Genomic DNA, 21,968 nt, shown 5'->3' on the forward strand with positions numbered 1-21,968 from the left:
ATGAAAATTACAGAACTATTAAAAAGGGATACAGTCATTATGAATTTGACAGCTTCAAATAAAGAAGCTGTCATAGATGAATTAGTTGAAAAGTTAAGCGGGGCAAATCGTTTAAATAGTAAAGCTGAATTTAAAGAAGCTATTTTAAAGCGAGAGTCACAAAGTACAACAGGAATTGGTGAAGGTATTGCTATACCTCATGCGAAGACGAATGCCGTTAAACAACCATCGATTTGTTTTGGTAGAAGTGTAAGCGGTATCAACTATGAATCACTTGATGGACAGCCCGCACATTTATTCTTTATGATTGCTGCAAGTGAAGGGGCGAATAATACTCATTTAGAAACGTTGTCTCGTCTATCTACATTATTAATGGATGAAGGTTTTCGTAAACAATTATTAGAAGCAAAGGATGAAGAGGAACTTCTTAGTTTATTTGATGAAAAAGAGAGTGAAAAAGAAGAAGTTGAAGTAGTAAAGCCAGAAGGGAATGAACCATACGTATTAGCTGTTACAGCTTGTCCAACTGGAATCGCTCACACATATATGGCTGCGGATAGTTTAAAAGCAAAAGCAGCAGAGTTAGGGATAGCGATTAAAGTTGAAACGAATGGATCAACAGGTGTTAAAAACGATTTAACGAAAGAGGACATTGAGCGCGCAACGGCTATTATTGTAGCTGCAGATAAACAAGTAGAAATGAATCGTTTTGCTGGGAAGCATGTCATTCAAGTACCAGTCGCCGATGGGATTAGAAAAACTGAAATCCTTCTTAATCGAGCTATAAAACAAGATGCACCCATCTTTAAAGGTGTAAAAGAGGATGGGAAGGCAGAAAATGTAGAGAAAGAAAAGGGGCTGGGAATTTATAAGCATTTAATGAGCGGTGTAAGTAATATGCTTCCGTTCGTTGTTGGTGGTGGAATTTTAATTGCACTAGCGTTTGCAGTTGGTGGCATAAAGGCAGAAGGCCCTTTAGCTGAATTGTTCATGTCTATTGGTGGAGGAAAAACAGGTGCGTTTTTATTCCTTGTACCAATTTTAGCTGGATTTATTGCGAGTTCTATTGCTGATCGTCCTGGTTTTATGCCTGGTGTTGTCGGTGGATTTTTAGCAGCACATGCGAATGCTGGATTTTTAGGCGGATTAATTGCTGGTTTCTTAGCTGGATATGTTGTTTTAGGATTGAAAAGATTATTTTCAGGATTACCAGTACAGTTAGAAGGAATTAAACCTGTTTTGTTATATCCAGTCTTTGGATTATTGATTACAGGAGTTGTAATGCAAAAAGTAGTAAACCCGCCTGTAGTAGCATTAAATGAAATGTTAACCGGATGGTTAAATGGTTTGAACGGTACGAATGCTATATTATTAGGTCTTATTTTAGGTGGTATGATGGCAATTGATATGGGTGGTCCAATTAATAAAGCGGCATTTACATTTGGTATTGCTGCAATAGAAGCACAGAATTTTGGAGTGCACTCAGCAGTTATGGCTGGTGGTATGGTACCGCCACTTGCGATTGCATTCGCAACCACATTCTTTAAAACAAAATTTACAGAAGCGGAACGTAAATCTGGTTTAACAAATTATATTATGGGAGCATCGTTTATTACAGAAGGTGCGATTCCATTTGCAGCTGCCGATCCGGTTCGAGTAATAGTAAGTTGTGTTGTTGGTTCAAGTATCGCGGGTGCCTTATCTATGTTATTCCAAATTACATTGCCGGCACCGCATGGTGGATTGTTTGTTATCGCATTAGTGAATAAACCGTTGCTATACATTTTCTCTATATTAATTGGGACGATTGTTTCAGCTATTATGATAGGTGTTTGGAAGAAGAAAGTTAAATAAAAGATAAAAAGGGACAGCTAATAGGAGTTGTTCCTTTTTCGTTACAAAAAGTAATTTAATAATTGGATTATGATGGATTTTGGTAAAAGATGTAATGAAAAGTGATTTTTTTGTAACAAAAAAGTAATACTGTAATTTTTTCTGGAAAAAAATTCTTATACTAATTTGTGAGAAATATATGAAAACTATTGCTGATTTTGGTAGAAATACAATTCTTTAATATGGAAATTTATGTTACAAATCATTAATCGTTTATTACGAATGCTTTGTAATTGTGTGATTTTCGAAATTCTACAAAAAACTGTTGTTATAATGAGAACACGAAAACAAAGCAAATGGAGGCTATTCATGAAAAAATTATTAGGTATAGCAACAGCAGCAGTTTTTGGTCTTGGGATTTTTGCAGGTTCTGCTAAAGCGGAAACGATTGTAACAACAGATGTATTAAACGTTAGAGAAAACCCAACTGTAGAATCAAAGCTTGTAGGTAAAATGCTAAGTGGAAATAAATTAGATGTTATAAATACAGAAAACGGATGGTCCAAAATTAAATTAGATGGCAAAGAAGCGTTTGTAAGTGCTGAGTTTACGAAAAATTCTTATTATGTAACAGCAAATGTATTAAACGTTCGTGCTGGAGCGAATACTGATTCAGAAATTCTTGGTACGCTTAAAAAAGATGACTTGATTGAAACGACAAATCAAGTACAAAACGAATGGTTACAATTCGAATATGGTGGGAAAGCGGCGTATGTTCACGTACCATTTTTAACAGGTACAGCACCTGTTATTGAAAGAAAAGAAGTTCCAGCTCAAGATGAAGCACCAACTAAGGTGAAAACGGCGGTTAAAAATGATGCATCAGTTAAGGAGAAAACTCCGGCCAAAAATGAAACGGCAGTTAACGGAAAAGAATCTGTTAAAAGTGGAGCATCAAGTAAACCAGTAGCGCAAGCGAAGCCGGCAGCTAAACCAGTGACGAAATCTACTGAAACAAGTGCACCTGCTGGTGGTCGTGAAATAACAGTAGAAGCGACAGCTTACACAGCTAATCCGAGTGAAAATGGCACATATGGTGGTCGTGTGTTAACTGCGATGGGGCATGATTTAACAGCGAATCCAAATATGAAAGTTATTGCTGTTGATCCGAAAGTAATTCCTCTCGGATCAAAAGTGTGGGTGGAAGGATATGGAGAAGCAATTGCTGGAGATACTGGTGGCGCGATTAAAGGAAATCGTATTGATGTTTTAGTTGGTTCAGATAGCACTGCTGATAGTTGGGGTCGTAAATCCGTTAAAGTGAAAGTTATCAAATAATGTATTAAAATAAAAAACGGCTGCTTGAAAATGTCTAAGCAGCCGTTTTTTTATATAAGAATTATTGAAAAGGGTAAATTGTTTTACCTGTAATAATTTTATATGCGGTGCAAAATTGAGTTTGCATATACTCTGTATTTTTATTTTCTGGATGTAACGCTGTTTCTTGAAGAGTAGAATGAAAGGAACGTAGTAAACAATTTAGTGCGAAGTATAATTCTTCTTGTGAACAATTTTGTTCTTTTGTAGCAGTAGCTAAAATAAGGTCTTTTATTAATAATGGAAAATCGATAGTCGCTTGTTTCATAGTCATTGCACCCTCTCCGAGCTATTTTTTATCATGTATATGCAGAATTGGACAAGCTATGCTCTTTTTTTTATGTATAATTTCATGTACTGGATTCAAAGAACTTGCAATCATGCCGTTAAAATTGGTAAGATTGGGTATAATCAATAGATGGAGTATATTACATAAAGAGAGTTGAATGATATGGGAGAAGTGCAACATGAAAAAGTTGCTGTCATCATTGGGCCAACTGCTGTCGGGAAGACGAAATTAAGTATCGATCTTGCAAAAGCGTTCAATGGTGAGATTATTAGTGGTGATTCCATGCAAATTTATCGTACGATGGATATCGGGACTGCAAAGGTGACGACAGATGAGATGGACGGAATTCCGCATTATATGATTGATATAAAAGATCCGGAAGATTCATTTTCTGTGGCGGAATTTCAAGAACGTGTCCGTAAGTGCATTCGAGAAATTACAGAGCGCGGGAAATTACCAATTATTGTTGGTGGAACCGGTCTCTATATACAATCTGTTCTATTCGATTACCAGTTTACAGATGAGGCTGGGGACGCTACATACCGAGAACAGATGGAAAAGTTATCATTAGAACACGGTGCGGAATATGTACATAAAAAGTTGCAAGAAGTAGATCCAGAAAGTGCGGAGCGTATTCATGCCAATAATGTAAGGCGTGTTATTCGGGCGTTAGAAATTTTTCACACGACGGGTGAAAAAATGAGTAACCAGCTCGAAAAACAAGAAAATGAGTTACTGTACGATGTTTCATTAATTGGCTTGACAATGGATCGAGAAATGCTATACGATCGCATTAACTTACGTGTTAACCTAATGATTGAACAAGGTTTATTAGAAGAAGTAAAAGGTCTACATGAAAGAGGAGTGCGAGATTGTCAATCTATTCAAGCGATTGGTTATAAAGAGATATATGATTATTTTGAGAATCGTGTATCTTTAGAAGAAGCGGTATCACAATTAAAGACGAATTCACGCCGTTATGCCAAACGTCAATTAACGTGGTTCCGTAATAAGATGGATGTCACGTGGTTCGATGTTACTGATGGTGAAAAAACGTCAGAAATTTTACGATACATAGAAGGAAAGCTACAACTAAAGTCGAATAATAGTAAGTAGAGAAAAAGAGGAGGATTCGACATGAAGCAATCAATCAATATTCAAGATCAGTTTTTAAATCAACTCCGTAAAGAGAATACGTTCGTTACGCTGTACTTATTAAATGGTTTCCAGCTTCGTGGATTAATTAAAGGTTTTGATAACTTTACAGTCCTGCTGGAAACAGAAGGTAAGCAACAGCTTATTTATAAACATGCAATTTCTACATTTGTACCACAAAAAAATGTTTCAATTGAATTAGAGTAGTAATGAATGATTGTACATAACAAAAAAGAGCGAGTTTCTCGCTCTTTTTTTATTTGCCATAAACAATAAATAGTGAAATTTAAGCGATTCTAAATACAGTAAGTCGGATGTTAGTGTTGCCTGTTTCGGGAATTGTAATTTCACTAAGGGTAGATTTGACAGAAATATTTGTGCTAGCTGCTAACGTTTCAATTGTAGTAAATGAAAGTGAGTCGCCTATTAGATTTGAAGAGAAGTTGTCAGTTGCGGCTGCTCCATTTATTGAAATTCCTACTCCGAGCGGAGCACATCCTGGTGCAGTTGTAGAGATGGATACGCTAATTACATAAATACCAGCGTTGATAACAGTAACTGTATCTGTGCCGTTGAAGATAATATTGTTTACGTTAATTGCAGTACTAAAAATAAAGTTATTAAATTGGAGTACTGTTTGTTGGATGTTGTTTGTTACAACGATTGTCGCTACTGGGAAGCTAGGTCCAGTAGGTCCGGTAACTCCTATACCGGTAGCACCCGTTGGTCCTTGAACACCTTGAGGTCCAGTAGCACCCGTGTTACCTTGAGCACCTTGAGGTCCAGTAGCACCCGCTGGTCCTTGAGCGCCTTGAGGTCCGGTAGCACCCGTGTTACCTTGAGCACCTTGAGGTCCGGTAGCACCCGTGTTACCTTGAGCACCTTGAGGTCCAGTAGCACCCGCTGGTCCTTGAGCGCCTTGAGGTCCGGTAGCACCCGTGTTACCTTGAGCACCTTGAGGTCCGGTAGCACCCGTGTTACCTTGAATACCTTGAGGTCCAGTAGGTCCAGGAGGCCCGCCAGAAGGTCCAGTAGGTCCGGTAACTCCTATACCAGTAGCACCTGTGTTACCTTGAACACCTTGAGGTCCGGTAGCACCTGTGTTACCTTGAACACCTTGAGGTCCGGTAGCACCCGTGTTACCTTGAATACCTTGAGGTCCGGTAGCACCCGTGTTACCTTGAGCGCCTTGAGGTCCGGTAGCACCCGTGTTACCTTGAACACCTTGAGGTCCAGTAGCACCCGCTGGTCCTTGAGCGCCTTGAGGTCCGGTAGCACCCGTGTTACCTTGAATACCTTGAGGTCCGGTAGCACCCGTGTTACCTTGAACACCTTGAGGTCCGGTAGCACCTGTGTTACCTTGAACACCTTGAGGTCCAGTAGCACCCGCTGGTCCTTGAGCGCCTTGAGGTCCAGTAGCACCCGTATTACCTTGAGCACCTTGAGGTCCGGTAGCACCCGTGTTACCTTGCGCACCTTGAGGTCCGGTAGCACCTGTGTTACCTTGAACACCTTGAGGTCCAGTAGGTCCAGGAGGCCCACCAGAAGGTCCAGTAGGTCCGGTAACTCCTATACCAGTAGCACCCGTGTTACCTTGAACACCTTGAGGTCCGGTAGCACCCGTGTTACCTTGAGCGCCTTGAGGTCCAGTGGAACCGGTAGCACCCGTGTTACCTTGAACACCTTGAGGTCCAGTGGAACCAGTAGCACCCGTGTTACCTTGAACACCTTGAGGTCCGGTAGCGCCCGTGTTACCTTGAATACCTTGAGGTCCAGTGGAACCGGTAGCACCCGTGTTACCTTGAACACCTTGAGGCCCAGTGGAACCAGTAGCACCCGTGTTACCTTGAACACCTTGAGGTCCAGTGGAACCAGTAGCACCCGTGTTACCTTGAGCGCCTTGAGGTCCAGTGGAACCGGTAGCACCCGTGTTACCTTGAACACCTTGAGGTCCAGTGGAACCGGTAGCACCCGTGTTACCCTGTGCACCTTGAGGTCCGGTAGCACCCGTGTTACCTTGAGCGCCTTGAGGTCCGGTAGCACCCGTGTTACCTTGAGCACCCTGAGGTCCGGTAGCACCCGTGTTACCTTGAGCGCCTTGAGGTCCAGTGGAACCGGTAGCACCCGTGTTACCTTGAACACCTTGAGGTCCAGTGGAACCGGTAGCACCCGTGTTACCTTGAACACCTTGAGGTCCGGTAGCACCTGTGTTACCTTGAGGTCCAGTGGAACCAGTAGCACCCGTGTTACCCTGTGCACCTTGAGGTCCGGTAGCACCCGTGTTACCTTGAGCGCCTTGAGGTCCGGTAGCACCCGTGTTACCTTGAGCACCCTGAGGTCCGGTAGCACCCGTGTTACCTTGAGCGCCTTGAGGTCCAGTGGAACCAGTAGCACCCGTGTTACCTTGAACACCTTGAGGTCCAGTGGAACCGGTAGCACCCGTGTTACCTTGAACACCTTGAGGTCCAGTGGAACCGGTAGCACCCGTGTTACCTTGAACACCTTGAGGTCCGGTAGCACCTGTGTTACCTTGAGGCCCAGTGGAACCAGTAGCACCCGTGTTACCTTGCGCACCTTGAGATCCAGTGGAACCAGTAGCACCCGTGTTACCTTGAACACCTTGAGGTCCAGTAGAACCAGTAGTACCTGTGTTACCTTGCGCACCTTGAGATCCAGTGGAACCAGTAGCACCCGTGTTACCTTGAACACCTTGAGGCCCAGTGGAACCAGTAGCACCCGTGTTACCTTGAATACCTTGAGGTCCAGTGGAACCAGTAGCACCTGTGTTACCTTGAATACCCTGAGGTCCAGTAGCACCTGTGTTACCTTGAACACCTTGAGGTCCGGTAGCGCCAGTAGCGCCCGTGTTACCTCTAGGCCCAGTGGAACCAGTAGCGCCCGTGTTACCTCTAGGCCCAGTGGAACCAGTAGCGCCCGTGTTACCTCTAGGCCCAGTGGAACCAGTAGCGCCCGTGTTACCTCTAGGCCCAGTGGAACCAGTAGCGCCCGTGTTACCTCTAGGCCCAGTGGAACCAGTAGCGCCCGTGTTACCTCTAGGCCCAGTGGAACCAGTAGCGCCCGTGTTACCTCTAGGCCCAGTGGAACCAGTAGCGCCCGTGTTACCTCTAGGCCCAGTGGAACCAGTAGCGCCCGTGTTACCTCTAGGCCCAGTGGAACCAGTAGCGCCCGTGTTACCTCTAGGCCCAGTGGAACCAGTAGCGCCCGTGTTACCTCTAGGACCGGTAGCACCAGTAGCACCCGTGTTACCTCTAGGCCCAGTGGAACCAGTAGCGCCCGTGTTACCTCTAGGACCGGTAGCACCAGTAGCGCCCGTGTTACCTCTAGGACCGGTAGCACCAGTAGCACCCGTGTTACCTCTAGGCCCAGTGGAACCAGTAGCGCCCGTGTTACCTCTAGGACCGGTAGCACCAGTAGCGCCCGTGTTACCTCTAGGTCCAGTGGAACCAGTAGCGCCCGTGTTACCTCTAGGACCGGTAGCGCCAGTAGCGCCCGTGTTACCTCTAGGACCGGTAGCGCCAGTAGCGCCCGTATTACCTTGAGGTCCAGTAGGTCCAGTAGGTCCTCTGCCGAACGAAGCTGAATTAACTAGAGTAGTTTGTAATTCTGCTATTAATTTAAGAAGCTCTTGAAGCGTGCAAGAGTCGATTCGGAATAGTTTTGTAATGTATAGTATATAATTAATTAGGTTTTGAAGTTCAATAAATACAGCACTTGCTACGAAGGTTGGATTTTTTAATATAGTTATTAAGTTTTTAATGATGGCTAATCCTTGTGCTTTCAGAGCGGAAGTAGTGTCTAGTGAACAGATGAATTTGCTTAGTAGGTGCAATGTATCTATTAGATTCTCAATGTTTTTGGGAGATGGATTGGCGAAAAGTTTAGGGATTATTTTTATTAAATCGTTAATGATTGCACGGAATGTTCTAATTTGCGCTTTAGTAATTGGAATCGTTGGGGTAGTTGGAATTCGTCCAGCGCTAGTTGGAAAGCAGGGATTGGAGTGTTTATTTTGATTGTCGTTAAAGCGAGACATTAAATCTCTCCTTTCTAATAAGAATGTGAACGAAACTCATCATAGTAGATGCAGGGAATGGTTAAATGGTCATAGTGAAATTAATTGTTTCGAGAAAAAAATAAAAAAACGCCTTATTATAGGGCGTTTTTTTTATTTTCAGCATATTGATAATATCGTTTTAGTGAAATTTTTGATTTGAAGCCAACTAATTTTATGATCTCTGGCTCTGGGGTTTGTTTTTTTATTAGGCGTAAAATAAACGTGTTCCGGAAATGTTGTCCAGAAATGCCTTTACGTAAATTCGCTCTTGCTACTTCAAGTCGGATCATTTTTTGAATAGCGATTTCTGTTAGTGCTTTTGGTGCGTCGTTTTCATATACCCATCTGTATGTTCCGCGGTTAAAATCGAATGCAACAAACAACGGATCATTACTATGGTATTTAGGACGAACTGGTTCTGGAATACTTTTATAATATGTGTACAGTTGTTTTTTGTCTTCGGTTGCTAATGTGATTGTTCTTTCTACTCCTGCGGTTGCTGGAATAGAAAGTGTATTAGTTTCAAAATGAACGTGATGCATAGTTAATGCTGTAAGTTCCTGTAAGGATAGTCCGTAGTCGATCAAGAGACTTAAAATGGCGATATTACGATCCATTAATAATGGACGAACAGGACGTTGTTTTTCTGAAAGTCCTTCTAATGAAGTGACTATATGCTTTAATCTTTTTTCTTCATCGTATGAAATGAAATCTTCATTACGCAATGCACGGTTGGGTTGAATAGTAATTTCCATATTCTTTAATGGATTTGGAATGTTAAGAAAATGATGCATTCTATTTAATACAATAAATACACGATGCATTGTTTTCTCAGAGTAGTGTCGATTCTTTTTTAAGTCTGAAAAGTAATCTTCATAGTCTTTTGTACAAAGTGTTGCCCATATATTACTGGAAGGGAGCTTTTTGTTTTTTTCTAACCAATGTCCAAAATCTTCAATGTCATAAACATAACGTTTAATGGTTGAAGACTTTCGGCCTTTATTCAATAAAAAAATAGAAAAGGCTTGTATTGTATCATGGAATTCCGTTGTTTCCATAGTCCCACCACCTTAATTATTTCTTATATTATAGCAAACTTTTCTGAAAATAGGCATTCGCAAGGGGGACGGGAATAATAATATTTGGTGAGTGGATAAAATGAGGTGATTATATGGAACAATCTATGCGTAAGAAAAATAACAATCAAATTAATATTGTGTTAAACCATCGAAAGAAAATTTCGTTACCGGCAGCAGAAAACAAAACGGAAATTTCAAGTGAAACCACTACTAAACATGAAATGTTGCAGAGAATTGAAGAAGAGATGGGAAAGCTTGTTGGAATGGATGAAATAAAAAAGATAATAAAAGAAATTTATGCTTGGATTTATGTAAATAAAAAAAGGCAAGAGGTGGGGTTGAAGTCTGAGAAGCAAGTGCTTCACATGTTATTTAGGGGGAATCCCGGTACTGGGAAGACAACCGTTGCTAGAATGATAGGGAAATTGTTGTTTGAGATGAATATTTTATCGAAGGGGCATTTAGTTGAAGCTGAACGTGCTGATCTTGTAGGTGAGTATATCGGTCATACAGCGCAAAAGACAAGAGATTTAATAAAGAAGGCTATGGGAGGTATTTTATTTATTGATGAAGCGTATTCATTAGCGCGGGGTGGAGAGAAGGATTTTGGGAAGGAAGCTATTGATACACTTGTGAAGCATATGGAAGATAAGCAGCACGGTTTTGTATTAATTTTAGCTGGATATTCAAGAGAGATGAATCATTTTCTTTCATTAAATCCAGGATTACAATCTCGTTTTCCATTTATTATTGAATTTGCGGATTACTCGGTAAATCAGTTGTTGGAAATTGGAAAGAGAATGTATGAAGAGCGTGAATATCAGTTGTCAAAAGAAGCAGAGTGGAAATTTAGAGATCATTTACACGCGGTAAAGTATTCGTCACAAATTACATCGTTTAGTAATGGGCGATACGTACGGAATATTGTTGAAAAATCAATTCGCACACAAGCTATGCGATTGTTACAAGAGGATACTTATGATAAATATGATTTAATTGGGATATCAAGTATGGATTTGATGCTTGAAGAGGAGACGCACAGTACGTAAACTGTGCGTCTGTTTTTTGATGTATAAGTACGTTACTCTTTTTTCGCTTTTTCTTGGTAAGATTTATGGAAGTGTTCCATTTTAGCGCTTTTTTCGTGTGCTGAATTAGGATCGTGTGTAATTTGGTCTACTGAGCTTTTTTGAGCGCCTTTATTAACATGGTTTGTCATTTGTATTCACCTCGCTTTAAAAATTAGTATTAACATTATGTAAAGAAAAACTCGTTAGAAAAGAAAAACCTCTTTACGATATGTAAAGAGGTTAGAGTGCTATTTATGCATTGAACGTTCCTTTGTATCGATACGTCTATGCGGTAAATGCCATTTGTAATGAATAGAAATCATGCGGAAGCAAACAATTAAAATGAATAAGGTGTATAGAGCCCAATCGCTAACGATAATTTTAGCACCAATTAAGAAACCTGCTAAAATCGTCCAAAACGCATATACTTCAGCTCGGAGGACAAGAGGTTTTCTGCGAGCTAAAAGGTCGCGAATAATACCGCCGCCGATGCCTGTTAAAACAGCAGCTACGATTGTAGCGCTAATTGGTAAATCTAGTTTTTGAGCATAGAGTGCTCCTTGTACAGCGAATGCTGATAAACCGATGGCGTCCGTGATGTTTTCCCACTTTTTCCACTGTCTAATTAACTTATTTGGAAAAAGAAAAATAATCGTCATTGATAATAGTGCGATTTGGAATAACATGTCTTGTTGCCAAAATGCGACGATTGGATAACCAATTAATAAATTACGAAGGGCACCTCCCCCAAATGCGGTTGCCATTCCTAAAATATATACCCCGAAAATATCATAATCTTCTTCCATTGCAACAATGGCTCCGCTTAGTGCGAAGGCGATTGTGCCTATGATGCTAAAAATCTCCCATGCCATGAATTTTCTCCCCCGCTAACTAGATGAAATATGCTTCCTCTGCTATTATATTAGAAGGTTTAAATTTCGAAAAGGATGAGTGAACATATTTGATGGAAGAAAAAGAAAAAGTCATATTAGTTGGCTGTCAATTGTCGCAAGATGATGATGAAAAATTTATGCATTCCATGAAAGAGCTTGTATCGCTAGCAAAGACTGCGCGAGCGGAAGTGTTAGTATCAACGACGCAAAAGCGCCCGAAGTTTCATCCTGCGACTTATATAGGAAAAGGTAAACTGGAAGAGCTTACGCTGTTAACTGAAGAATTAGAACCAGCTGTTATTATTTTTAACAACGAGTTAACGCCAAGCCAAATTCGGAATTTATCTTCAGTATTAGATGCGAGAGTGATTGACCGAACGCAGTTAATACTAGATATCTTTGCGCAACGTGCGAAATCAAGAGAGGGTAAGCTCCAAGTAGAGCTAGCTCAGTTGCAATATACAATGCCGCGCCTTATGGGGCAAGGTTTGTCTTTATCACGTCTCGGTGGTGGAATTGGTACAAGAGGACCGGGAGAGACGAAGCTTGAAACAGACCGTCGTCATATTCGATCACGTATTGATGAAATAAAGAAGCAACTTGCGATTGTTGTAGAACATCGAAAAAGATATCGTGAGAGAAGGAAAGATAATAAAGTGTTTCAAGTTTCGTTAATTGGGTATACAAATGCAGGAAAATCTACGTTGTTTAATAGATTAACGGAAGCTGATACGTTTGAAGAAAACTTATTGTTTGCAACGCTAGATCCAACGACGAGAAAGATGCCGTTACCTTATGGTTATACAGTGCTTTTGACTGATACGGTTGGTTTTATACAAGATTTACCTACGTCATTAATCGCTGCTTTTCGATCTACGTTAGAAGAAGCTGGTGAAGCGGATGTTATTTTACATGTTGTTGATTCGGCAGATCCTAATTATATAGGGCATGAGCAGACGGTAAAACAATTATTGTCAGACCTTGAAATTAACCATATTCCTATTATTACGTTATATAATAAAAAAGATAAATTGCATCAAAACTTCATTCCATTTCCGAAAAGTGATTTCTTAATGACTAGTGCGTTTGAAGAAAGTGATTTACTGCGTATAAAAGAAGCGATAGAAACGAAGATGAAGGAAGAAATGGATGATTATCAAGTGGAAATTCCTCCGAGTGAAGGTAGATTGTTAACGCTTTTAAAGACAGAAACGTTATTAACTAAAATGGAGTTTCTAGAAGATAAATTTGTATATGATTGTACAGGATATATATTTGCTCATTCATCGCTTAATGGGCAATTAAAGAGATTTTTAGTGGAAGAAGGAGAAAATAATAATGTTTGATCGTTTGAAAAATGGAGAAAAAATTGCTCCAATCGTAAAAGAAGTAGAAAATCAAATTATAGAAGTGCATAAACGTGTGGATGAAGTAATTGAGAGTAATCAATTTCGTGTGCTAGAAAGTTTTCGTAAACATAAAATTAGTGATTCACATTTTATTCCGACGACAGGTTATGGGTATGATGATATTGGTCGTGATACGTTAGAGAAAGTGTATGCGGATGTATTTGGAGCAGAAGCGGGTCTTGTTCGTCCTCAAATTATTTCGGGTACTCATGCAATTTCAACAGCTTTATTTGGTATTTTACGTCCGGGAGATGAGTTACTATACATAACGGGGAAACCGTATGATACGCTAGAAGAAATCGTTGGTGTGCGCGGGAAAGGTGTAGGTTCTTTTAGAGAATATAATATTGGATATAACGCGGTTCCGCTAACTGGAGCGGGGCTTGTGGATTTTGAAGCTGTTGCAGCTGCAATCCATAGTAATACGAAGATGATTGGTATTCAGCGTTCAAAAGGATATGCTACCCGTCCGTCGTTTACTGTTTCGCAAATTAAAGAGATGATTGCGTTTGTGAAAGAGATTAAACCTGATGTTGTTGTATTTGTAGATAACTGCTATGGCGAGTTTATTGAAGAACAAGAGCCATGTCATGTTGGTGCGGACTTAATGGCAGGTTCTCTTATTAAGAATCCTGGCGGGGGGATTGTTAAAACGGGTGGTTACATTGTCGGTAAAGAACAGTATGTTGAAGCTTGTGCATATCGTCTAACATCTCCGGGGATTGGTGCGGAAGCAGGGGCATCTTTATACAGTCTGCTAGAAATGTATCAAGGTTTCTTCTTAGCGCCACATGTTGCGGGACAAGCGCTAAAAGGTGCGATTTTTACAGCAGCATTTTTAGAGAAGTTAGGAATGAATACATCACCAGCGTGGAATGCGTCAAGAACGGATTTAATTCAATCTGTTCAGTTTGATGATAAAAATCGTATGATTGCGTTCTGTCAAGCGATTCAATATGCATCTCCAATTAATTCTCATTTCACTCCATATGCAAACTATATGCCGGGTTATGAGGATGATGTAATTATGGCTGCGGGGACGTTTATTCAAGGTGCAAGTATCGAATTGTCGGCTGATGGACCAATTCGTCCACCTTATGTTGCTTACGTACAAGGTGGGTTAACTTATTCGCATGTAAAGATTGCGATTTGTTCTGCGATTGATGCGTTAATTGAAAAAAGTCTATTAACAATTTCTTAAAGGGAAGCTGTCGATTTCGGCAGCTTTTTTCGTGTGAAAGTAATGATTTGTGCCATTAGAAAAAAGAATGAAAAAATCTACAAAAAAATCATGTAAGAAAAGCTAACATCTATTGACACTAAACATAACATGGTATAAAATGAGAAACAGTTAAGGCGAAGGAGGAACTGAAACGATGAAAGAAGATAGACGTTCTGCCCCGCTGTTTCCTATTGGTATTGTTATGGATTTAACACAATTGTCTGCACGTCAAATTCGCTACTATGAAGAGCATAATCTTGTTTCTCCAACCCGTACAAAGGGGAATCGTAGGTTATTTTCATTTAACGATGTAGATAAGTTGTTAGAGATTAAAGATTTATTAGATCAAGGCTTGAATATGGCTGGTATTAAGCAAGTGTTACTAATGAAAGAAAATCAAACAGAAGCAGTGAAAGTGAAAGAAGAAACGAAAGAAATTTCAAAAACTGAGCTTCGCAAAATACTTCGAGATGAACTACAACATACAGGTAGATTTAATCGAACTTCATTGCGACAAGGTGATATTTCAAGGTTTTTCCACTAAAGATAACTGATTCTGAAGGCGATTAGAGGGACTAAGGAGGAATTTATAATGTCTAGATACACAAAAGAAGATATTTTCCGTTTGGCGAAAGAAGAGAATGTAAAGTATATCCGCTTACAATTTACGGACCTTTTAGGAGTAATTAAAAACGTAGAGATTCCAGTGAGACAATTAACGAAAGCTCTAGATAACAAAATGATGTTTGATGGATCTTCGATTGAAGGTTTTGTACGTATTGAAGAATCTGATATGTATTTATATCCTGACTTAGATACTTGGGTAATTTTCCCTTGGACAGCTGAAAAAGGTAAAGTTGCTCGTCTAATTTGTGACATTTACAATGCGGATGGCACTCCGTTTGATGGAGACCCACGTAACAACTTAAAACGTGTGTTAAAAGAAATGGAAGCTTTAGGATTCTCAGATTTCAACCTTGGACCAGAGCCAGAATTCTTCCTATTCAAAGTTGATGAAAAAGGAAATCCAACATTAGAATTAAACGATAACGGTGGATACTTCGACCTTGCGCCGATGGATCTAGGGGAAAACTGTCGTCGTGATATCGTTCTTGAACTTGAAGAAATGGGCTTTGAAATTGAAGCGTCTCACCATGAAGTTGCACCAGGTCAACACGAAATTGACTTTAAATATGCAAATGCAATTCGCTCATGTGATGACATTCAAACATTCAAACTTGTTGTAAAAACAATCGCTCGTAAACATGGTTTACACGCAACATTTATGCCAAAACCATTATACGGTGTGAACGGTTCAGGTATGCACTGTAACTTATCATTATTTAAAAATGGTGAGAACGTATTCTTCGATCAAAACGGTGATTTACAATTAAGTGATGATGCTCGTCACTTCATCGCAGGTATTTTAAAACACGCACCAGCATTTACAGCGGTAGCAAACCCAACTGTAAACTCTTACAAGCGTTTAGTACCTGGATACGAAGCTCCTTGTTACGTAGCATGGTCTGCACAAAACCGTAGCCCATTAGTACGTATCCCTGCATCTCGTGGTATTAGTACACGCGTAGAAGTACGTAGTGTTGACCCAGCTGCAAACCCATATTTAGTAATGGCTACATTATTAGCAGCAGGTCTTGACGGAATTAAAAACAAATTAACTCCGCCAGCTGCAGTAGATCGTAACATTTATGTAATGACAAAAGAAGAGCGCGAAGAAGCAGGTATCGTTGACTTACCGGCAACATTAGCGCAAGCGTTAGTTACTTTACAAGCTAATGAAATCGTATGTGGCGCATTAGGTGATCATTTACTTGAGCACTTCATCGAAGCGAAAGAGATTGAGTGGGATATCTTTAGAACGCAAGTTCACCAATGGGAACGCGATCAATATATGTCTCTATACTAAGAGAGAAAAAAGCCCTGATACTATGGTGTCAGGGCTTTTTCTTTTTTATAAAGTTAATTTCAAGTGGCGTAAAATAAAAAGAAGCCACAAAACAGCCACTAAAATTTTCAGTATAAGAGTATCTTGATAATAGATATGGTAATTCCAATAAACCTTTATTAAAATCGGTTCTTTTTTTAATAAATTTCTAGCGCTAAAAATTTAATAATTTTTTACTGCTTGTACAACGCGACCAATGATTTTTACATCTTCAGCTGAAAGGTCGTAAGTCTGTGGTTCATGGATAGGATCATTACTCAATGGTATTAAAGTAATGATGCTTCCAGATTTTGAGATTTTTTTCACAGTAGCATCATAACCATTGACTTTTACAACAGCAATTTGTCCATTCTCAACATAAGGAGTTTCTTCTACCAGAACATAAGAACCATCAGGGAATTCGAGATTCATGCTAGTGCCTTTTACAGTAAGATAAAAATACTTTTTACGCTTATTTAAAAATGTACTTAGCATTGGTAAATAACCCTCGATATTTTCTTCAGCGAATATAGGCGTACCGGCTGCAACAGAACCAATGATTGGGATATGGATAATGTTTGATTGGTCGTTTTGAATGGTTTCATAAATAGAAACTTCTTCTTTAACTGTATTATCCCCTTTAGTTGTGAGCCCCTCTAAATCATCAGTAGTGATTCCTAATCCCTTACAAACTTTTATTACATTATCAACAGATGCTTTGCCGATTCCTCTTGATAACATTGATTGCAGTGTTGTGGGAGGAAGCCCGATTTTTTCTGCGAAAGCTCTTTTGCTATATCCAGCTTCTTTTATTAAGCGTGTTACAATCTTTGCTTTTTCCATTAACCTCACCATCCTTCTTATTAAAATGTATACGATATTGAGTATGTTTGTTACTATCATAACTTAGCTGAATTTATATGTAAATAGTATTTTGTACGATATTGAGTATATTTTTCCTGTTATCCCGTTGACTTTGTACGGAAATGCGTATATATTAAAAAAAGAAATGAACGCAATTTCGTATAAAAGTTAAGGTGGTGAGCTAATGTATCCGAATCTGCGTGCAGAGATGGCGAGAAAAGGGATTGTAATTACCCAAATCTCTTCGCATCTGAATCTTCGCTACGCAACAGTGAGCGACAAAATTAATGGCAAATTTCGTTTTTATTATGATGAGGCTCTTGAAATTAAGGAAACCTTTTTTCCTGATCATAATTTAGAATACCTTTTTGAATTTGAAGAAAACAAACCGAATTGTAGTGTGAAAAGAAACCCTACTTTTTTTGGAACATAAAATATTGAAGTTTTAACTCGATAACGAAATTATTGAGAAACGCTTTATTGTAGAGTTGAGGAAATATTTTATATTAAATCACATAATTTGAATGTTGGAAGTTGGTTAATGTTCAAGAAAACAGGTGAATAATTACATTTGATGCATGGTTATGTAAATGTAAGGAAGGTAATCAAAAATTAAAGGTGAGGAGGAGATAAGAATGGATCACTTAACTGAAGTATTAGTACATGGTGAACTAGTATTTGAAGTTAATGGTGAGGTAGTAACGGATAGTTTGGTAATTGCGAAAAAGTTCGGGAAAGATCATTACTATGTTTTGGAGGATATTCGTAAAAATATTGTATATGCGGGTGAAGAATTTGCACAAGGAAATTTTTACGATTCCACTTATACCAATTCACAGGGGGAGCGAATGTCTAAATACAATTTAACTGAAGAAGCTTTCGTATTACTTGCTATGGGGTATAACACAAGAGAAGCTGTTAGAATGAAAATTAAATTTATTGAAGAATTTAAACGGATGAACCGGTATATACAAAACCAGCAAAAAATACCAAAGGATCCAATAGGGGTTTTAAAGTTAACGTTTGCTGCTTTGGAAGGACATGCTCAGGAGATACAAGAGATTAAATCTGAGGTGAGGGGATTGAGAGAAAATGCTCCGCTTTATGCCATCGAGTGTGACGAAATAACAAGGGCTGTAAAAAGGTTAGGTGTCATGTTATTAGGAGGTAAAATTTCAAATTCTTATCAGGACATCAGCCTTAGAAGGAAGGTATATAGAGATATTTATAGTCAGTTACATCGTGAATTTGGTGTGAATAGTTATAAAGCTATTAAACGTAATCGTTTGGAAAGAGCTATACAAATAATTAATGAAGACTATTCAATTCCAACTGTTTTAGAGGAAGAAATCACAGTTAAAAACTTGCAATTACATATGGTGGAAGTTCAATAGGAGGAAGGAATATGCAACAAAAGATTATTGTCATTATTAGCAGTTTAGCAGGTGTACCAACTGTCAGTGAATTTAAAACAAAAGATGCTGCAAAAGAGCAGGTTAAAAAACTTATCCAAAAAGGAATAAGTCCAAATATTATTCGTATAACACAAGAAATTCCTATGAATATCGAAATTCAAGTTGATGTTGAATTTGAGGAATAAGAAAGATTTAGGAGAAAAGAAACATGGGTAGCGTGATTGATTTGAATGAATGCATAAGAAAAGAATCCGTTGCAGCGGATTCTATAAGAAAAAATATCTCTAAATAAGTATAACATTGAATACCGGTTTTGAGAATTTAAGAGGTGGCTAATATGGGGATTATTCGAGTGAAAAAAGATAGTAATTATTCCGTCATAAATAATACTGGTTTAAAAGATGAAAGGTTGTCATGGAAAGCGAAAGGAATTTTGGCCTATGCACTTACATTACCAGATGATTGGACTTTTCATATTAGTGAATTAGCTCAACATGCTAAGGATGGAGAAGATTCACTACGTACAGGTTTTAAAGAACTAAAAGAATTAGGCTATGTAAAGCGTTATCCCGTTCGTGATGAAAATACAAAAAAAATTACAAGATGGGATACGGAAATTTATGAAACACCACAAATGGGAATTCCACAAGTGGAAAAGCAAGGTGTGGGAAAGCCATATGAGGAAAATCCGACACTACTAAATATTAATAAACTAAATACTAAAATACAAAATACTAATCATGATGATAAGGATAAATTAGAATCTCATATATTATTCGGTGGAGAGTTTAAAAAAAATTATAATTTTTTAAAAGAGAGAGGAATTCCGTTAAGTGAAATTGCATTTACGGAGTTAGGAGATTTTTGTAATTTGTTTAGTAGTGAGTTAATTCAGTATGCAACTAATAAGGCTATTGATGAGAATGCACCAAGATGGAACTACGTTAAAGCTATATTGAGTAATTGGAAGGAGCAAAAAGTTAAAACATTTGCTGAGGTGACTGCGCTAGATAGACGTTTCAAAATGAATAAGAATAAGAAATATAATGGATCAGGTAGAACTTATTCGACTAGAAAAGAGATTGTCCCAGATTGGTTATATAAAGATGAAGAACCAACGAACCAAGAAGCGGAAAGAAAACCCGCGCAGTATACTGATGAAGAGCGTGAGAGATTACAAGAGGTATTAAATAAATATAAGTCTTAAGAAAAGATAAAATGGTCGATGACCTGGATGTTTTAAAATGAATTATCTTAATGTAAATATAAAACGATTACGTTATTCAAGGATGTTCGATGTATATTGAACATTCATATGAAGATATTCGTGAAAGTTTGGAGCAGGTATTAACAATTTATGATTTCTGTGTGCTTCTTAATGTCCTACAAGGAATGTTAGAAGGAAGTTTTTCATTATCTATTCAGGAGTTAATTACAGTATCGGAATTCTAAAGAGAAAATGAGTTTATAAATAGTAGGAAATGGTTGTGTTTATTAAATGAAAGATGTTCTACAAATAACAAAGATTGAAAAAGCTAATAAGGATATAAGTTTTATTAAATTAGTAGTATTTAAGTTTACAAAAAAGGAAGTAGGTGAATCGTCAGATGTTTGAATGGCTCAAAGATTATAAGAAATTAGAAGAAGAAATTGCTTATTTAGAATACAACTTAGACAAATCAAAAGCGGAATTAAAGCGCTGGACTAGTGGGGACTTGCAAAATGTACGATTAACCGCTGAATCGGAAGGGGCTAAGGTAGAAGACCGGATTGAAGCAATTGAATATGAATTAGCTCATAAGATGAATGAAGAGTATGATTTAAAGCTTTTGATTAATAAGTTTGCAGGACTGGATCATCAAATACTTAAAATGAAATATGTTGATGGAATGACCTTAGAACAAATAGCATTTGAATTGCATTATAGTACAGGCTATATTCGACGCAAACATGCTGAAATAAGAAAGATTGTCAAGTTTTTAGATGAATTTTAATGTTACCTTTTTGTAGGATACATGTGGTGTACAGAAAGTATTGAAAAAGTGATTTATAGTAGTAATATAAGATTTCGACGAAAGAGCAACTATTTTTATGGTTGCTCTTTTTGTTGTGAAAGAAGGTGAGCAACATGAAGTAATTTTATAGAATAATGGGTATTTGGCTGATAGTCATATGTAGTAAAGTAGTAGTTTTTTAGACAAAAATAATAGGAAAATAAGGAGATGTTTAGTAATGAGTATATTAGCTGCTTCAGTTAAAACAAAGAATCTGCCACAACAAGTGTTACGTTGGCAATCAATGGTAGAAAGTGAATGTGCTACACAAGGTGTTTCTGAGTTAGTTCCTTACGTACTTGGAATTATTATGGTGGAAAGTGGAGGGAACTCTGAAACAACACCTGATATTATGCAGTCAAGCGAATCGCAAGGATGGGCAATGAATACAATTAAAAATCCTAAAGATTCAATTTATTACGGGGTAAAGCATTTAAAAGGAGCTTTTGATGATGCAAAGAAAAATGGTATTACAGATTTAAGTGCCATTGTTCAATCATATAATTTTGGACGAGCTTACCTTCGCTGGTTAGCTTCTAATAATAAACAACATTCATTACCGGTGGCAGATCTGTATTCTAAGACGGTTGTTGCGCCATCACTTGGAAATACAACTGGTGCTATGGTCAAGTATAGTCAGCCTGTTGCTGTTGCATACAATGGTGGCTACCGATATAAAAATGGAGGGAATTTTTTCTACTCTGAAATTGTTAAGCAATATGTAGATTTTGATGGAGGAACTGGTGGCGGTGGTGACAATAAACCGGTACAACCAAAAGGTGTTGGAATCGCTACGTCTAAATATCCAGAAGGTGCTGGTATCAATTTATATATTAGTGGTGATAAAGATGCTCATGCCACTGGCCGAATAATCGATACCAAGACTCCGTATTTAATTATAGATGCTGCTTGGTATGGTGGTAATGAAAATAGGTTGTGCTTAGGTTGGCAGGCATGGGTGAAGCAAGAGCACTTCGATGTACAATGGTTCTATGCTTACTCAAAATATCCGGCAGGTGCTGGTATTAACACATATAATGGACCAAATGGTGAATGGACTGGTAATGTGGATGGATCTGTTGCTTATGAAATTTATGCAAGAAAAGATGGTTATATTGCTATTGGACCAAACGCATGGGTGAAAGAAGAACATTTTAATGTAAGGTAACAACGGAGGATTTCTCATTCTTTTGATTATACTCATGTAATCTAGAGGTATGAGAATCTAATATTGGAAATCTATAATACATCGAAATAATAATGATTATAGACAATGAACAAAGGCACT

General features: G+C 38.4%; 22 protein-coding genes. 16 read left to right on the plus strand and 6 right to left on the minus strand.

From position 1 onward, the window contains the following. Window positions 1–1,854 carry a PTS fructose transporter subunit IIABC gene (locus QCI75_RS09130; RefSeq protein WP_144508681.1) on the plus strand — a complete coding sequence of 618 codons (1,854 nt, stop codon included), beginning with the start codon at window positions 1–3 and terminating at the stop codon, window positions 1,852–1,854. Window positions 1,855–2,202: 348 nt separating this feature from the next. Beyond that, window positions 2,203–3,171, plus strand: a complete 969-nt coding sequence (entD, locus tag QCI75_RS09135; protein WP_144508680.1) for a cell wall-binding protein EntD — start codon at window positions 2,203–2,205, stop codon at window positions 3,169–3,171. A 61-nt stretch (window positions 3,172–3,232) separates the two neighbouring features. Here entD and QCI75_RS09140 read toward each other — a convergent pair whose 3' ends face one another. Next, a complete protein-coding gene (locus tag QCI75_RS09140) occupies window positions 3,233–3,478 on the minus strand; it encodes a hypothetical protein (RefSeq protein WP_002199601.1) in 246 nt (81 codons plus the stop codon). 183 nt (window positions 3,479–3,661) lie between these two features. Here QCI75_RS09140 and miaA point away from each other — a divergent pair, with 183 nt between their 5' ends. Together miaA and hfq are read left to right on the plus strand one after the other, a co-directional pair. Then, entirely contained in the window at window positions 3,662–4,615 is a 954-nt protein-coding gene (miaA, locus tag QCI75_RS09145) for a tRNA (adenosine(37)-N6)-dimethylallyltransferase MiaA (RefSeq protein WP_144508679.1), read from the plus strand. Window positions 4,616–4,636: 21 nt separating this feature from the next. After that, entirely contained in the window at window positions 4,637–4,861 is a 225-nt protein-coding gene (gene hfq / locus QCI75_RS09150) for an RNA chaperone Hfq (protein ID WP_000813896.1), read from the plus strand. A 79-nt stretch (window positions 4,862–4,940) separates the two neighbouring features. Here the strand turns inward: hfq and QCI75_RS09155 are convergent, their stop codons facing one another. Next, window positions 4,941–8,708: a Gly-Xaa-Xaa repeat protein gene (locus QCI75_RS09155; protein WP_353760311.1), complete on the minus strand. Its 3,768-nt coding sequence runs from the start codon at window positions 8,706–8,708 to the stop codon at window positions 4,941–4,943. 116 nt (window positions 8,709–8,824) lie between these two features. Further along, window positions 8,825–9,787 carry a tyrosine-type recombinase/integrase gene (locus tag QCI75_RS09160; protein ID WP_353760312.1) on the minus strand — a complete coding sequence of 321 codons (963 nt, stop codon included), beginning with the start codon at window positions 9,785–9,787 and terminating at the stop codon, window positions 8,825–8,827. 113 nt (window positions 9,788–9,900) lie between these two features. Between QCI75_RS09160 and spoVK the strand changes: the two genes are divergently transcribed. After that, complete coding sequence (spoVK, locus tag QCI75_RS09165; protein WP_098779902.1) at window positions 9,901–10,857, plus strand: stage V sporulation protein K; 957 nt, start codon at window positions 9,901–9,903, stop codon at window positions 10,855–10,857. A gap of 32 nt (window positions 10,858–10,889) precedes the next feature. Here spoVK and QCI75_RS09170 read toward each other — a convergent pair whose 3' ends face one another. After that, window positions 10,890–11,027 (minus strand): hypothetical protein, encoded by a 138-nt coding sequence (locus QCI75_RS09170; RefSeq protein ID WP_186320978.1) that lies wholly within the window; start codon window positions 11,025–11,027, stop codon window positions 10,890–10,892. 99 nt (window positions 11,028–11,126) lie between these two features. Then, window positions 11,127–11,750 (minus strand): trimeric intracellular cation channel family protein, encoded by a 624-nt coding sequence (locus QCI75_RS09175; protein WP_002146207.1) that lies wholly within the window; start codon window positions 11,748–11,750, stop codon window positions 11,127–11,129. A 92-nt stretch (window positions 11,751–11,842) separates the two neighbouring features. On the opposite strand from QCI75_RS09175, the gene hflX reads away from it, so the two are divergent. From hflX to glnA, 4 genes are all read left to right on the plus strand, one after another. Further along, entirely contained in the window at window positions 11,843–13,117 is a 1,275-nt protein-coding gene (gene hflX, locus QCI75_RS09180; protein WP_353760313.1) for a GTPase HflX, read from the plus strand. Beyond that, window positions 13,110–14,381 (plus strand): methionine gamma-lyase family protein, encoded by a 1,272-nt coding sequence (locus QCI75_RS09185; RefSeq protein ID WP_353760314.1) that lies wholly within the window; start codon window positions 13,110–13,112, stop codon window positions 14,379–14,381. Before hflX ends, QCI75_RS09185 begins: the two co-directional genes overlap by 8 nt. Window positions 14,382–14,556: 175 nt before the next feature. Then, complete coding sequence (gene glnR / locus QCI75_RS09190; RefSeq protein ID WP_000656783.1) at window positions 14,557–14,946, plus strand: transcriptional repressor GlnR; 390 nt, start codon at window positions 14,557–14,559, stop codon at window positions 14,944–14,946. 48 nt (window positions 14,947–14,994) lie between these two features. Then, on the plus strand, window positions 14,995–16,329 hold the full coding sequence (gene glnA, locus QCI75_RS09195; protein WP_353760315.1) for a type I glutamate--ammonia ligase: 1,335 nt from the start codon (window positions 14,995–14,997) through the stop codon (window positions 16,327–16,329). 201 nt (window positions 16,330–16,530) lie between these two features. Here glnA and QCI75_RS09200 read toward each other — a convergent pair whose 3' ends face one another. Then, a complete protein-coding gene (locus QCI75_RS09200) occupies window positions 16,531–17,190 on the minus strand; it encodes a LexA family protein (RefSeq protein WP_353760316.1) in 660 nt (219 codons plus the stop codon). A gap of 205 nt (window positions 17,191–17,395) precedes the next feature. Between QCI75_RS09200 and QCI75_RS09205 the strand changes: the two genes are divergently transcribed. The 7 genes from QCI75_RS09205 (at window position 17,396) to QCI75_RS09235 (ending at window position 21,848) form a co-directional block, all read left to right on the plus strand. Further along, window positions 17,396–17,644: a helix-turn-helix domain-containing protein gene (locus QCI75_RS09205; RefSeq protein ID WP_353760317.1), complete on the plus strand. Its 249-nt coding sequence runs from the start codon at window positions 17,396–17,398 to the stop codon at window positions 17,642–17,644. A 202-nt stretch (window positions 17,645–17,846) separates the two neighbouring features. Next, window positions 17,847–18,605 (plus strand): ORF6C domain-containing protein, encoded by a 759-nt coding sequence (locus tag QCI75_RS09210; protein ID WP_353760318.1) that lies wholly within the window; start codon window positions 17,847–17,849, stop codon window positions 18,603–18,605. Between the two features lie 11 nt (window positions 18,606–18,616). Then, a complete protein-coding gene (locus QCI75_RS09215; RefSeq protein WP_353760319.1) occupies window positions 18,617–18,811 on the plus strand; it encodes a hypothetical protein in 195 nt (64 codons plus the stop codon). Between the two features lie 152 nt (window positions 18,812–18,963). Next, window positions 18,964–19,833, plus strand: coding sequence for a DnaD domain protein (locus QCI75_RS09220; protein ID WP_353760320.1), 870 nt, complete (start codon window positions 18,964–18,966; stop codon window positions 19,831–19,833). Window positions 19,834–19,922: 89 nt separating this feature from the next. Next, on the plus strand, window positions 19,923–20,078 hold the full coding sequence (locus QCI75_RS09225; RefSeq protein ID WP_353760321.1) for a hypothetical protein: 156 nt from the start codon (window positions 19,923–19,925) through the stop codon (window positions 20,076–20,078). 155 nt (window positions 20,079–20,233) lie between these two features. Further along, on the plus strand, window positions 20,234–20,620 hold the full coding sequence (locus QCI75_RS09230; RefSeq protein ID WP_353760322.1) for a DUF1492 domain-containing protein: 387 nt from the start codon (window positions 20,234–20,236) through the stop codon (window positions 20,618–20,620). 238 nt (window positions 20,621–20,858) lie between these two features. After that, the gene (locus QCI75_RS09235) at window positions 20,859–21,848 is read left to right on the plus strand and encodes a lysozyme family protein (RefSeq protein ID WP_353760323.1); all 990 of its coding nucleotides are present in this window, start codon (window positions 20,859–20,861) and stop codon (window positions 21,846–21,848) included. Window positions 21,849–21,968: the final 120 nt, after the last annotated feature.

This window comes from Bacillus cereus group sp. RP43 (assembly GCF_040459645.1).
Classification (GTDB): Bacteria; Bacillota; Bacilli; order Bacillales; family Bacillaceae_G; genus Bacillus_A; species Bacillus_A mycoides_C.